Annotated in this window: 12 protein-coding genes, 4 tRNA genes and 1 pseudogene; 8 read left to right on the plus strand and 9 right to left on the minus strand. The window is 54.3% G+C overall.

Annotated elements, in window-relative coordinates; translation table 11 throughout:
- Window positions 1-196: 196 nt before the first annotated feature.
- Window positions 197-754 carry a DJ-1/PfpI family protein gene (locus CRO87_RS15700; RefSeq protein WP_097163894.1) on the minus strand — a complete coding sequence of 186 codons (558 nt, stop codon included), beginning with the start codon at window positions 752-754 and terminating at the stop codon, window positions 197-199.
- 472 nt (window positions 755-1226) lie between these two features.
- Between CRO87_RS15700 and CRO87_RS15705 the strand changes: the two genes are divergently transcribed.
- The gene (locus tag CRO87_RS15705) at window positions 1227-1730 is read left to right on the plus strand and encodes a non-heme ferritin-like protein (RefSeq protein WP_097163880.1); all 504 of its coding nucleotides are present in this window, start codon (window positions 1227-1229) and stop codon (window positions 1728-1730) included.
- Between the two features lie 165 nt (window positions 1731-1895).
- Window positions 1896-3239 carry an anaerobic C4-dicarboxylate transporter gene (locus tag CRO87_RS15710; protein WP_097163881.1) on the plus strand — a complete coding sequence of 448 codons (1344 nt, stop codon included), beginning with the start codon at window positions 1896-1898 and terminating at the stop codon, window positions 3237-3239.
- A gap of 74 nt (window positions 3240-3313) precedes the next feature.
- On the opposite strand, the gene CRO87_RS15715 is transcribed toward CRO87_RS15710, so the two are convergent.
- Window positions 3314-3562, minus strand: coding sequence for a DUF2766 family protein (locus tag CRO87_RS15715; RefSeq protein ID WP_097163882.1), 249 nt, complete (start codon window positions 3560-3562; stop codon window positions 3314-3316).
- Between the two features lie 137 nt (window positions 3563-3699).
- Between CRO87_RS15715 and CRO87_RS15720 the strand changes: the two genes are divergently transcribed.
- Complete coding sequence (locus CRO87_RS15720) at window positions 3700-5121, plus strand: MFS transporter (protein ID WP_097163883.1); 1422 nt, start codon at window positions 3700-3702, stop codon at window positions 5119-5121.
- Window positions 5122-5156: 35 nt separating this feature from the next.
- Here the strand turns inward: CRO87_RS15720 and CRO87_RS15725 are convergent, their stop codons facing one another.
- Window positions 5157-5795: an RpiB/LacA/LacB family sugar-phosphate isomerase gene (locus CRO87_RS15725; RefSeq protein WP_097163884.1), complete on the minus strand. Its 639-nt coding sequence runs from the start codon at window positions 5793-5795 to the stop codon at window positions 5157-5159.
- 338 nt (window positions 5796-6133) lie between these two features.
- On the opposite strand from CRO87_RS15725, the gene CRO87_RS15730 reads away from it, so the two are divergent.
- The 5 genes from CRO87_RS15730 (at window position 6134) to CRO87_RS15750 (ending at window position 11298) form a co-directional block, all read left to right on the plus strand.
- Window positions 6134-8215, plus strand: coding sequence for an HD domain-containing phosphohydrolase (locus CRO87_RS15730; RefSeq protein WP_255252513.1), 2082 nt, complete (start codon window positions 6134-6136; stop codon window positions 8213-8215).
- 106 nt (window positions 8216-8321) lie between these two features.
- Window positions 8322-8660: a YecR family lipoprotein gene (gene yecR / locus CRO87_RS15735; RefSeq protein ID WP_097163886.1), complete on the plus strand. Its 339-nt coding sequence runs from the start codon at window positions 8322-8324 to the stop codon at window positions 8658-8660.
- A gap of 191 nt (window positions 8661-8851) precedes the next feature.
- Complete coding sequence (ftnA, locus tag CRO87_RS15740) at window positions 8852-9349, plus strand: non-heme ferritin (protein ID WP_097163887.1); 498 nt, start codon at window positions 8852-8854, stop codon at window positions 9347-9349.
- 165 nt (window positions 9350-9514) lie between these two features.
- Window positions 9515-10726 carry a tyrosine transporter TyrP gene (tyrP, locus tag CRO87_RS15745; protein ID WP_097163888.1) on the plus strand — a complete coding sequence of 404 codons (1212 nt, stop codon included), beginning with the start codon at window positions 9515-9517 and terminating at the stop codon, window positions 10724-10726.
- Between the two features lie 212 nt (window positions 10727-10938).
- Window positions 10939-11298, plus strand: coding sequence for a DUF4156 domain-containing protein (locus tag CRO87_RS15750; protein WP_097163889.1), 360 nt, complete (start codon window positions 10939-10941; stop codon window positions 11296-11298).
- A gap of 40 nt (window positions 11299-11338) precedes the next feature.
- Here the strand turns inward: CRO87_RS15750 and CRO87_RS15755 are convergent, their stop codons facing one another.
- The 6 genes and pseudogenes from CRO87_RS15755 to CRO87_RS15780 all read right to left on the minus strand — a co-directional run.
- Window positions 11339-12004, minus strand: a complete 666-nt coding sequence (locus tag CRO87_RS15755; protein WP_097163890.1) for a YecA family protein — start codon at window positions 12002-12004, stop codon at window positions 11339-11341.
- Window positions 12005-12124: 120 nt separating this feature from the next.
- Window positions 12125-12211 (minus strand) — tRNA-Leu (locus CRO87_RS15760).
- Between the two features lie 13 nt (window positions 12212-12224).
- Window positions 12225-12298, minus strand: a tRNA-Cys gene (locus CRO87_RS15765).
- A 38-nt stretch (window positions 12299-12336) separates the two neighbouring features.
- Window positions 12337-12412: transfer RNA gene (locus CRO87_RS15770), tRNA-Gly, on the minus strand.
- A 48-nt stretch (window positions 12413-12460) separates the two neighbouring features.
- Window positions 12461-12536, minus strand: a tRNA-Gly gene (locus tag CRO87_RS15775).
- Window positions 12537-12684: 148 nt separating this feature from the next.
- Window positions 12685-12803, minus strand: a pseudogene (locus CRO87_RS15780) (CDP-diacylglycerol--glycerol-3-phosphate 3-phosphatidyltransferase); the annotation flags it as partial.

A 12803-nucleotide genomic window follows, 5' to 3' on the forward strand; every position in this document is an offset into this window, starting at 1 on the left:
GTCTGGAAGCGCATTGACGCTGAACCATTAATAGCGGGAAATTGATTATCCATAGGAGAGCGCCATCACACCGCAGAATTACAGTAATCACGTGCATAAATTCAGCGAAAAATGACATAAATAAAGGGTGAATTGTCTGACAATTCACCCTGGGATTAGCAGAATAGTCTATATCAGCAGTCAGAAGATCCCTGACTTACCAGCGGTAATAAATATGCTCCGCGTGTTCACGAACGGGCACTTCATCGCCAAGTAATCGGGCGGCGACGGTAAAGGCAAAATCAAAGACGTGTCCAAGACCTTTGCCGCTGATCAGATTGCCATCTTCAACGACGGGCGCATCGATATAGACGCCGTCCTGAACAGCCTGCCAGAGATCGCCGGAACAGACATACTTTCGCCCTTTCAGCAGACCATTTCCTCCGAGAACCCGTGCCGCCGCAGAGCAAATTGGGCAGATAAGCCTGCCTGCCGCATCGTGCGTGGCGACAAAATCCAGAACCTGCGGATTCGCCGCCAGGTTGACGCTACCCTGCGGCCCGCCGGGCAGTACCACGGCATCGTAGAGCTCACAGCTGCGTTCAACGAGGGTGCTGTCGGCCACCAGGGGAATATCGTGGTAGCTGGTCACGCCACGCGTGGCAGCACAAGAGAGCACTTCAACCTCAATATTCAGCCTGCGCAGAATATCAATGGTGACGATAGCTTCACCTTCCTCAAATCCTGGTGCGAGCAGCACGGCAACTTTCTTCACGCAAATCTCCTTAATATCAATTTTGGCTTCTGCCAGTATTTCACGCTTCCCATAAATAATGATCTGAAACAATCTCTTTCGACGGTCATGCTATGAGCAATACTGTTCCAGCACTAAAAAAATAATACTATTGCATTCATAAAACTGGAGAAATGCCAGGTCGATCGCAGAATTATAAAATATCAAATTACTCTATTCATATTACTCATCATGCTGACAACCCTTGTTTTATCAGCGTTATCATGCGGCATTATCGCGCCAAAGACAGAATCATGTAACGAAGCGTAAATAACAACCCTCAGGCATTTTATTATAAATTTCCTGGGCGTATTCTGGGAAAAGTCTGAACACCAAACTTTCAGACGCCATCCTAAGAGATTAGCGCTGATTATCGTCAGGTTGATTCACGGTAAAAGTATGAGTTCTGCGATTGTCGGCAGGTTTCGTGACTTCAGGAAATAAGGATATTGTTATGACAGTTCCGGGAATGGTTCAAAAACTCAATGTGCAGATGAATATGGAGTTTTGCGCCTCTAACTTATATCTTCGCCTCAGCGAATGGTGCAGCGAGCAGAAACTGACCGGCACGGCAACGTTTCTGCGTTCTCAGGCTCAGTCCAGCGTCACCCAAATGATGCGGGTGTTTGACTATATGCGTAAAGCGGGGGCCTATCCGGTGGTCAAAGAGGCCAAACCGCTGAGCGATCGCTTCTCTACGCTGGAAGAGCTGTTTATTAAAACGCTGAAAGAGCATCATCAGCGCCGCAGTACCCTGAGTGCCCTGGCACTAGAAGCCAAGGCCATGCAGGATGACAACACCCTGCGTTTTCTGACCTCGCTGGAAAAAGAGGAGCATCAGGGTGGCGTTTTACTGCAGGCTATTCTTGAAGAAGTACGCAGTGCAGACAAAGCGGGCCTGTGTATCTATCAGACCGATCAGCACCTGATGAACGTCGTTAATCACCAGCTGCACTGACCTTTTCCGGGCGGTCCGGTCCGCCCACACCACCACAGAAATTGTTAACAAAATGTACACAACAGACTGTTTTTACAGCTGTTTGTAAATCCGATCTCCCTCTCATTCAGTATCATTACAAAATGTAATGATTTAGCCTTTCTTTATGGATGAGAAAGGTGAGTCATGATTACTTTAGAATTTGCGGTCATTATTGTATGCCTGCTGGTCGGTACCCGCTTTGGCGGAATGGGCCTCGGGCTTATCAGCGGTATTGGCCTGTTTATTCTGACTTTTGTCTTCGGATTGCAGCCCGGAAAACCGCCGGTCGATGTGATGCTGACCATTCTGGCGGTGATTGGCTGTGCGGCCACGCTGCAAACGGCAGGCGGCCTGAACGTGATGATGCAGTGCGCCGAGAAATTACTGCGTAAGCATCCCCAACACATTACTCTGCTGGCGCCCTTCACCACCTGGATGCTGACGTTCCTCTGCGGCACCGGGCATGTTGTCTACACCATGTTTCCCATTATCGCTGACATCGCGCTGAAAAAAGGCATTCGCCCGGAGCGGCCAATGGCGGTGGCATCGGTGGCATCACAGATGGCTATCACTGCGTCACCGGTGTCGGTCGCGGTGGTATCCCTGGTGTCGATCCTGGGTGCCCAGCACGGCATCGGCCATGCGTGGAGCATCCTCGAAATTCTTGCCGTCTCGGTGCCTGCTTCACTGTTTGGCGTCGCTATCGCCGCGCTCTGGAGCCTGCGACGCGGTAAAGACCTGGCCTATGATCCTGATTTTCAGGAAAAAATTAAGGATCCGAAGCAGCGCGAGTTTATCTACGGCAGCACGGAAACGCTGCTCGATCAGCGTTTCAACAGGGAGGCTTACTGGTCAACGTGGATCTTCTTTGCCGGGATTGTGGTGGTCGTCCTGCTCGGCGCGCTGCCGGATCTGCGCCCTACTTTTGAAGTGAAAGGCAAGCTGACCCCGCTCTCCATGAACCTGGTCATTCAGATGATGATGCTGATTGCCGGGGCAGTGATGCTGATGGTGTGTAAAGTGAATGCGGCAGCCATTTCCAACGGCGCGGTGTTTAAAGCGGGCATGGTGGCGATTTTCTCGGTATTCGGCGTGGCGTGGATGAGCGATACGTTCTTTCAGTCGCACCTGCCGGAGCTGAAAATGGCGCTGGAGGGTGTGGTGCAGAACCATCCGTGGACCTACGCCATTGTGCTCTTTTTAGTGTCGAAACTGGTGAACAGCCAGGCCGCCGCGCTGACCGCCGTAGCCCCGATGGGGCTGATGCTTGGCGTGGAGCCCAAGATGCTGATCGCTTTCTTCCCGGCGGCCTATGGCTACTTTGTTCTGCCCACCTACCCAAGCGATCTGGCCTGTATTGGTTTCGACCGCTCCGGTACGACGCGCATCGGCAAATTCATAATCAACCACAGTTTTATTCTGCCTGGGCTGATTGCGGTGAGCTGCGCCTGCGTGGCGAGTTATCTGCTGGTGGAGGCGTTGTATTAAATATCTGTCGCCCGGGTGGCCGCTGCGGCTTACCGGGCAACAGAAACGAAAACGGCGCCGTGGCGCCGTATTCATTAATGTGTGCTGCTTTCCTGTGGGGTGAACTTCAGTTCAATCAGCGCGATGGCTTTCTGAATGGCCCGCTGGGTGACCGGGTCGGCGCCGGCGGCGCTGAAATCTATCGCGCGCAGCTGGTTGGCCATTTTATCGCGGACTTCAACCGGGGCGATAACGTCAATAACGTCGAGAATTTGTTTGATGACCAGCTGGCAGGCGACAACGTCGGACACCAGCTCATCATTGGCAGTCAGGTTCTGAGACATAATTTACTCCTGTTTTTCAGAGCGCCATAGTAACCCGGTTTGCCAGCACCTAATAACAAAAATCCCACCAATCCGTCGTTGCGGTTCGTTCCGCAATACGCGTAAAGTGAATAAAAATCCCGAAATGGCGTTTTATGATGAGTGACAATTCCTCCGCAGCGGAGAGCCGTGGCCTGTCGCCCGCCGCTCTGCTGGTTGCCGGAGCCTTTTTTATGGAGTTTCTCGACGGCACGGTGATCGCTACCGCGCTGCCGGATATGGCCCAAAGCTTTGGCGTTGAAGCAGTTGCCCTGAACGTGGGCATCAGTGCATATCTCATTACGCTGGCGGTGCTGATCCCCGCCAGCGGCTGGATTGCCGACCGCTTCGGTGCCCGCAAGGTCTTTACCCTCGCGCTGTTCATTTTTACCCTTGCATCGGTCTTTTGCGGGCTGGCGACCAGCGTCGACAGCTTCGTTGCAATGCGCGTGCTACAGGGCGTGGGCGGCGCTCTTATGGTGCCCGTCGGGCGTCTGGCCGTGCTGCGAACGACCCCGAAGCACCAGCTCATTACGGCGATTGCCACCCTCACCTGGCCCGCGCTCGTCGCCCCGATTATCGGCCCGCCGCTCGGCGGCTTTATCACAAGCTTCGCCAGCTGGCGCTGGATCTTCTTTATTAACGTGCCGCTCGGGATTATCGCCATGCTGCTGGCGCTGCGTATCATTCCCGACATTCGCGAAGAGCAGCGTCGCCCGTTCGACCTGCCGGGCTTCGTCGCCACGGCGATTGCGATGATAAGCCTGGTTTATGCGATGGAAGCTTTCGGTGCGGAAGATGCCCGCAGCGTATTGCCGCTGGTGCTGCTCGCAGTCGGCGCGGCCACCTTCTGGTTTGCCCTGCGCCATTTCCGCCGCGTGGAATGGCCGATGATTCGCCTTGATGCGTTACTGGTGCCGACTTTTCGGGTCACGATGTACGGCGGGTCGCTGTTCCGTGCCTCCATCAGTGCGGTGCCCTTCCTGCTGCCACTGCTGTTCCAGGTGGGTTTCGGGATGGATCCGTTTCATGCCGGCTTACTGGTGCTGGCGGTATTTGTCGGCAACCTGACGATCAAACCTGCCACCACGCCGCTTATCCGCTGGCTGGGTTTTAGAAAATTGCTGTTGATTAACGGCACGCTCAACGTGCTGGCTCTGCTGGCCTGCGCATTCCTCACCCCCCACACGCCGCTGTGGATAACGCTGCTGATTCTGTATCTCGGCGGGGTTTTCCGTTCGGTGCAGTTCACCGGGGTCAGCACACTGGCGTTTGCCGATGTGCCTTCACCGCAGATGAGCTATGCCAATACGCTGTTCAGCACAGCCACGCAGCTGGCCGTCGGGCTTGGGATCACGCTCGGGGCGATTGGCATTCGGCTCGGGGAAAAGCTCAGCAGCTGGCTGGATTTGACCACTGTGCCGGGCATCAGCTTCCGGCTGGCGTTTGTGTTCATTGCTCTGGTTTGCCTGGCGGGGATGATCGATACGTTACAGCTGACGAGGGATGCAGGCAGTTCGGTGTCGAAGCGAACCAAATAAGGGGTCCGGCGGCAGCACGCCGCCGGAAAGCCGTTTTAGGCTAAAACCTCACGGACATAGGCTTCGATCTCTTTGTCCTGGCAGTTTTCGAAGAAGCACTGCTGGAAGCGCACGCCAGACACTGCGGTTTTCACCAGTTCCTGGTCAATGGCTCGCAGGGTATCGAGATAGTTCTCTTTGACCACCGCCGCTTTCACCTGATTCAAAATGCCCGCGTTGCGCACCTGAGGCTCTTTGCGCTCCGGTGGGTAGCCTTCACCCTGGCGGCCGGTGAATGCTTTTTCAAAGATAAAGCGTACGTTCAGCTCTGCGCCCCAGCCAAAACCTTTGGCGAACGGCAGAGAAAGCGCATTGCCGTTATTAATTTGGGCAAACAGGAACGCATCCGCCGGGTCGATACAGTAGCCGCACACCACGCCCGGATGAATGTTCAGTGACATCAGCGCGCCCTGGCCTGTACCGCAGCCGGTCACGACAAAATCAGCGGCTTTCGAGTTGAGCAGAATACTGGCCATGATCCCCAGGTGGATATAGGTCAGGTGGTGGTCCTGCTCGTCGCTCATGCCGACGTTATAGACCGGGAACCCTTTCTCTTCGGCTACGGCCTTGAGCTCACGATGGATAACGGCGTTTTTCGCGGCCTGGCTGTTTTCCATCATCAGTGCAATCTTCATTCTCTTTCTCCTGAAATGGGCGGAGAACTCCGCCGGGAACAGACTCAACAGCTTCACCTTAGCGCGACTCAAACATACATTCAAATTTAATGAAATAATGTTTCATTAATCACCATCCGCTTCACAGTTTTGAGTTTCCATCATGAGAATGCATGATTATTCACAAAATCGATAATTACCTGTTCGCAATCTCCAGGGTTAGTTAGACTGAAATCAAACGACACAATAAAAAAATCAGGAACTTCCTTGTGCGCTCCTTGCTAACAATGTTGCTCACTTTGCTCTGGCTAACCCTCCCGACGCACTCTTATTCGCTAAGAGCCGCACCATTGGCACCCGTGCAAAATTCCGCCCCGGTTCCGGTCTGGCTGTTCGATGCGGACAACTTCGAATTCTGGCGAGACGCCAAAGGAAACTATCAGGGCTACTACCCGGAACTCATCCGGGAAATTAATAAACGCTACGGGTATCACCTCGAACTCAGGCCCATCGGCGGCGAGGAGATTGGGCAGCGGTTTACCACCGACAGTTTTGGGCTTTACGCGGGTGTGCTTCGAACAGAGGAGCGCTCGCGGACAAAAATCCTCTCTGCCCGCCTGTTCGACAGTGAAGTTCTCGCCGCCAGCCTCAGCCGCACAGCTCTGGTGCCGGAAGATCTCAACGGCACCCGGGTGATTTTCCGCCGTGACGATGCCACCCGCGCTCAGGTGCTCACGCGCTATCCTAATCTGCACTTCCGTCAGTTGAGCCTGGTCGACAGCAGCGCCGAGGCCTTTACCCTGCTGCGCGAACACAAGGCGGACTTCTATGTGAACGACGATTCCGAGATGGATGACACGTTGCACTATTACACGCTTTCAAGGCCCTTCGCCGATTTACGTTTGCCCTCTGTAATGGGATTCAGTCCAGAACTGCGCTACATGCGTGACAATATCAACGGCCTCATTGCCGAGTGGCAGCAAAACGGGGAACTCAAAGCACTGGAAAACCGCAGCAAGCGTAACTATCTGGTCAGCCGCATTCAGATAACGCCAGAAGAAGCCAAATGGATGCAGAATAACCGCCTCACCCTCTGGCTGCCAAAAAACGAAAACTTTGCTCCATTGCTCTGGCAGGATCAGCAGGGATATCACGGCACGGTGATGGACATGATTAGCGATATGCGCGACCTGCTCCATCTCAATGTCGACGTAAAATATACCGATAATTATATCGCTCGCCAGCGACAGGAAGCCTGGTCCGTGCGGATGATTAATCTTATTGAAAACCACGACCAGCCGCAGATGGAAGGGATCATCGGCCCGGCGCTGTCCTGGCATAACGCCTATTACAACCGCATTGAGCAACCCTTTTTGTGGGATGAAGAGCAAGTGCGCTTCAAACGCGTCGGCGTCATTCGGGGATCTTTCTCGGCGCTCTATTTGCGCCAACGCTTTGGCAATGACATTACGCTGGTGCCAGCCACTTCAATTGAAGATTTGGTCAGCGCCATCGAAAAGCACAAAATTGATTATATCCTCGGGGATCTCAGCTCGCTGGAAGGCTCTCTGCGCGGCAACGATCTGTTCCGTGGCGTGTTAAAAGTGGCCGGGCTGACCCGTTCAGACTACCGGATTGTCTCCTGGGTCGACAACGCTCACCCGCTGCATCCCCTGCTGACGCAGATCCATCGCATTTCGACCTATCGCACCCAGATGGCGCGCCCGCCCGAAACCTCATTGCTGCCCAACTTAAGCAAAAACACCCTTATGATAATCAGCGTGGTGCTGTTTATTACCGTGCTGTTCAGCCTTTGCCTGCTGTGGCTGATGTGGCGGCATATGAAGCAGAACCGGGCCGTTAACCGCAGCATCGTTGAAGCCATGGAGAAAGTGAATCGCGCGCACGATGATGAAACCGGCAGCCATGTTCAGCGCGTTTCAGCCTACTGCGGGCTACTTGCCAGGTCGATGGGCCTGCCGCGTAAGAAGGTCCAGGAGTTAGAACACTTCGCATCCCTCCACGACGTGGGAAAAATTGCTGTTCCGGAGCGGATTTTGCGCAAACAGGGCCCGCTCACGGAGGAAGAATTTGATGAAATGAAGCTCCATACGCTCAAGGGCTGGCGCATCATTCAGGGGCTCAGCCTCGGTCCGGTGGCTGAAAATATCATTCACTATCACCATGAGAAATGGGACGGAACAGGCTATCCGGATGGGCTGTGCGGCGAACAAATTCCCATTGAGGCCCGCATTCTTGCCCTTGCAGATGTCTATGACGCCCTGCGCCAGAAGCGCGTTTATAAACCAGGCTATAGCCACGAGCATGCCTGTTCACTGATTTTTGCCGGGTCGGGGCGTCATTTTGATCCAGACCTTATTTATCGTTTCCGCCAACTGCACCCCAAATTCCAGGCGATTTATGACAGCCGGACAGACTGAACGCGGCCGTGACCTGAACTGAGGCTCAATGTGCAGGCTATTCAGCGGATTGCTCGTTGCGCCCGGGGCTAAGATGAGAGGATCGGACATCTATGCAGAGTGAGCCATGAACAAACTCATCCCCATCGTCGCCGCGCTAGCGCTTTCTGCCTGTACGGTTCACCGTCAGGCAGACGTCACCGACGTCGACAGCACCAGCGGCATTGTGCGCCTGACCTACGGCCAGGCCATGTTACAGAATGCCACCACGGACAGTTATATTGCGAACAGCTCCGCCACTAAGCAGTGCCAACAGATGGGTTATGCCACCGCCATCTCCTATGGCCAGCCGGTGACCACCTGCACCGTGACCAGCGGCTCACTGTGCATGAATGAAAGCGTCACCCTGCAATACCAGTGCCGCGGCATCGCCGTGACCCCGATGCCGGTGGGCAATTACTGGTAATATTAGCTGCCGGTAAAATATTATCGGCAGTAAAAAGAATTATTCTCATTTTATTATTTAATAGCCGCAATGCGTTTTATTCCCATTAGCATTTAACATTATTTATTTTTTATTTTACCTTTTGCAAATATATTAATTACAAATTAGACTTCCCGAATCATTCCCCTGAGCTGAATAAAACGGAGCGCACCATGCTGAAAACAGAAATGATCGACAAACTGAATGAGCAAATGAACCTGGAACTCTACTCCTCTCTGCTGTATCAGCAGATGAGCGCCTGGTGCAGCTACCACAGCTTTGAGGGGGCTGCCGCGTTTTTACGCCGCCACGCCCAGGAAGAGATGACGCATATGCAGCGCCTGTTTGATTATCTGACCGATACCGGCAGCCTGCCGCGTATTAATACGATTGATTCTCCTTTCGCGGAATATAGCAGCCTCGACGAATTGTTCCGTGTGACTTATGAACATGAACAGCTGATCACTCAGAAAATTAATGAACTGGCTCACGCGGCAATGACCAGCCAGGATTATCCAACCTTTAATTTCCTGCAGTGGTATGTGGCTGAACAGCACGAAGAAGAGAAGCTGTTTAAATCCGTTATCGACAAACTGTCGCTGGTCGGTAAAAGCGGTGAAGGCCTCTACTTTGTTGATAAAGAGCTGGCAACCCTCGACGCGCAAAATTAATCCCCGGGTGGCAGCGGCTCACGCTGCCACCTCTCCTCTGCCTCCTCCGCCAGAACCGTAAACACCTCGTTACACCCACTGTATTTCAGATTTGACGCAGCTGCGCTTTTCCCCTACCCTGCGCGGCATAATTTGCCGTCTCAATCCTGAATGACAGAGGAAAGCGTGAAGAACCGCACCGTAGGGAGTATTTTAATCGTCGCCGGAACCACTATCGGCGCAGGGATGCTGGCGATGCCGCTGGCCTCTGCGGGCGTCGGCTTTGGCGTCACGCTGGCGCTGCTGCTATGCCTGTGGGCACTGATGTGCTACACCGCGCTGCTGCTGCTTGAGGTTTATCAGCACGTACCGGCCGATACTGGCCTGGGCTCGTTGGCGCTGCGCTATCTGGGCCGCTACGGCCAGTGGGTAACGGGTTTCAGCATGCTGTTCCTGATGTATGCGCTCACGGCAGCCTACGTCAGCGGGGCCGGCGAACTGCTTGCGTCCAGCCTTAACGACTGGCTCAGCGTCGACTTGCCGCCCGCCGCAGGCGTATTGCTGTTTACCGCCATTGGCGGCGGTGTGATATGCGTGGGCACCACGCTCGTCGATCTGTTCAACCGCTTCCTTTTCAGTGCCAAAATCATTTTCCTGGTTCTGATGCTTGCCCTGCTGCTGCCGCATATCCATCAGATAAACCTGCTGACGCTGCCGCTCCAGCAGGGACTGGCGCTCTCCGCCATTCCGGTGATTTTCACTTCATTTGGCTTCCACGGCAGCGTGCCGAGCATTGTGAGCTATATGAACGGGGACGTGCGTAAGCTGCGGAAGATTTTTGTCATCGGCAGCTTTATTCCGCTGGTAGCGTACATTTTCTGGCAGCTGGCCACACTCGGCAGTATTGACTCCCCGGTCTTCAGCGCGCTGCTGGCGGATCACGCCGGGCTGAACGGGCTGTTGCAAGCTATTCGCCAGGTTGTCGCTTCGCCGCACGTTGAGCTGGCAGTGCATCTGTTTGCCGATCTCGCACTGGCAACCTCGTTCCTTGGCGTCGCTCTGGGGCTGTTTGACTACCTCGCCGACCTGTTCCAGCGTAAAAACAGCGCTGGCGGACGCCTGCAAACGGGGGCTATCACCTTCCTGCCGCCGCTGGCCTTTGCCCTCTTCTACCCGCGTGGCTTTGTGATGGCGCTTGGCTATGCGGGCGTCGCGCTGGCAGTGCTGGCCTTGATCATTCCGTCTTTACTGGCGATGAAGAGCCGCCAGCAGCACCCGAACGCGGCGTACCGCGTGGCCGGTGGCCCGGCGGCCCTTTGGCTGGTGTTTGGCTGCGGTATCGCGGTGATTCTGGTGCAGATAGCCATTGCCGCAGGTCTTTTACCGGCTGTGGGTTAAACGCAGAGATCGGGTGCTCCGGCACCCGATTTTTCGCACGATTAACAAACTCGTATTAATAAAAAACAGATTTCATCGTTTAAACGCAACATACCTAAACAGAGCCCGAACCACGCCCGCATTCCTGCCCTTCCATTAGGACTTTTCCTGTACAGCTTATTTTTGCCTGACGTAATCTTGCGCTGTTTTTTCAACCAGACAGAAAAGAGATTATGAAAAAGTTCTCAATCGCCGTAATGATGATGGCCCTGGCAGGCTGTAGCGCAACCAGCGTAAATTCCAACGCCAGCCACGTTCGCGTAACCAACAATGAGCCTGGAAAAGAGTGTAAATTCCTCGGGGATATTACCGGAGGTCAGGGTAACTTTTTTACCGGGGGATGGACGTCGAACAGCAACCTGGAAACCGGTGCGCGTAATGACCTGAAAAACCAGGCGGCGAACATGGGCGGAAATGTCGTCTCCATTATTACCCAGCGAGCAGGCCAGACCGGCAGCGCATGGGATGGCAGCGGCAGCATGGAGCAGACCAACGTCACCCTGACCGGCAACGTTTACCGCTGCCCGGAATAACGCCGCAGAGACAAAAAAGGCCCTTTCGGGCCTTTTTCTCTTACTTCAGACAACAGCTTTTGTACTTCTTCCCGCTGCCGCAAGGGCACGGATCGTTGCGTCCCGTTTTATTCTCATTCTTGACCGGCTGCTGAACCGGAGCCGCCTGAGGGTTCTCCAGCCAGTAGTGGCAGAGGCTGAGCGCCGCAGGCTTCAGTAAATCGACGCTGGCAATGTACTCTTCCGCCGTCAGCGCTTCGAGGCGTGAGAAATTCTCTTCCCGCCCGTGTAATGCGATGGCATCCAGCTGAGGCTGCAGGCTTTCCGGCAGCGCAGACCAGTCGCTCAGGCCCACCCCGCGCATATAGCCAAAGCACCACTCTTCTACGATGGTTATCTCCTGCCCTTCCTCTTCACGGGTACCGAACAGCGGCTCGTACTGGTCCGGGTACTCGCCGAGACGTTCGGCGACATCGTCCATGTGCTGCAGGGTCAGGTTGACGAAGCGATCGCGCTCACGATCGTTCGCCCAGCGCGGCACGAAGTCTGCTCCGCCCCACACCGCCAGCATCCACTGCGCAGGCTCAAGCTCTACAGGCGAAGAAAGAATGGCGGTCAGCATGCCGTCCAGCTCGGAGACGTCCATCACCGCCTGCTCGTTGCCATAGCGGGCCAGAACATCGTCCAGCCATTCGAGTTCACTTTCGTTTAACGGTCCGGTTTTCATCTCTGAGTACTCGTATTGGAAGTGTGTTGAAGATAGAACATCAGGATCGCAAATACAAAAAAACCACCCGAAGGTGGTTTCACGACACTGCTTATCATTGATTTTATTCTTGTTTTCCCATGGTAGCCGGAGTGGGACTTGAACCCACACAGCGCGAACGCCGAGGGATTTTAAATCCCTTGTGTCTACCGATTCCACCATCCGGCCTCGGGAAATAAAGTGGAGGCGCGTTCCGGAGTCGAACCGGACTAGACGGATTTGCAATCCGCTACATAACCGCTTTGCTAACGCGCCGATATTGCTAACACCCGCAACTGCCGATGTTTTTAAACTGGAGCGGGAAACGAGACTCGAACTCGCGACCCCGACCTTGGCAAGGTCGTGCTCTACCAACTGAGCTATTCCCGCTTGGGTGGTGCGTATCTTGCGATACTGCATCTGATGATGCGCAAATTTTGGAGCGGGAAACGAGACTCGAACTCGCGACCCCGACCTTGGCAAGGTCGTGCTCTACCAACTGAGCTATTCCCGCAGAATCAGATGAAGTTAATCACTTGATTTTGTTACCGTCTGGCAAGCTGTGCTGCCGTTCGATGCGATGCATTCTACTTACCTGACGCACTGAGTCAACGTTAATTTTCACCGCAGCAGATCGTTTGCTGAAAATTACGTCGAAACGATCACTGTTCCAGCAAATCGCCGCGCGCAGCGTTGAGATACTGGAACATTGACCACAGCGTCAGCACCGCTGCCACCATAAACAGGCCGATACCCGCCCATTCAACCCACTCGTTCGGCC

The organism is Enterobacter sp. CC120223-11, from assembly GCF_900215375.1.
In the GTDB taxonomy this organism is placed as follows: domain Bacteria; phylum Pseudomonadota; class Gammaproteobacteria; order Enterobacterales; family Enterobacteriaceae; genus Scandinavium.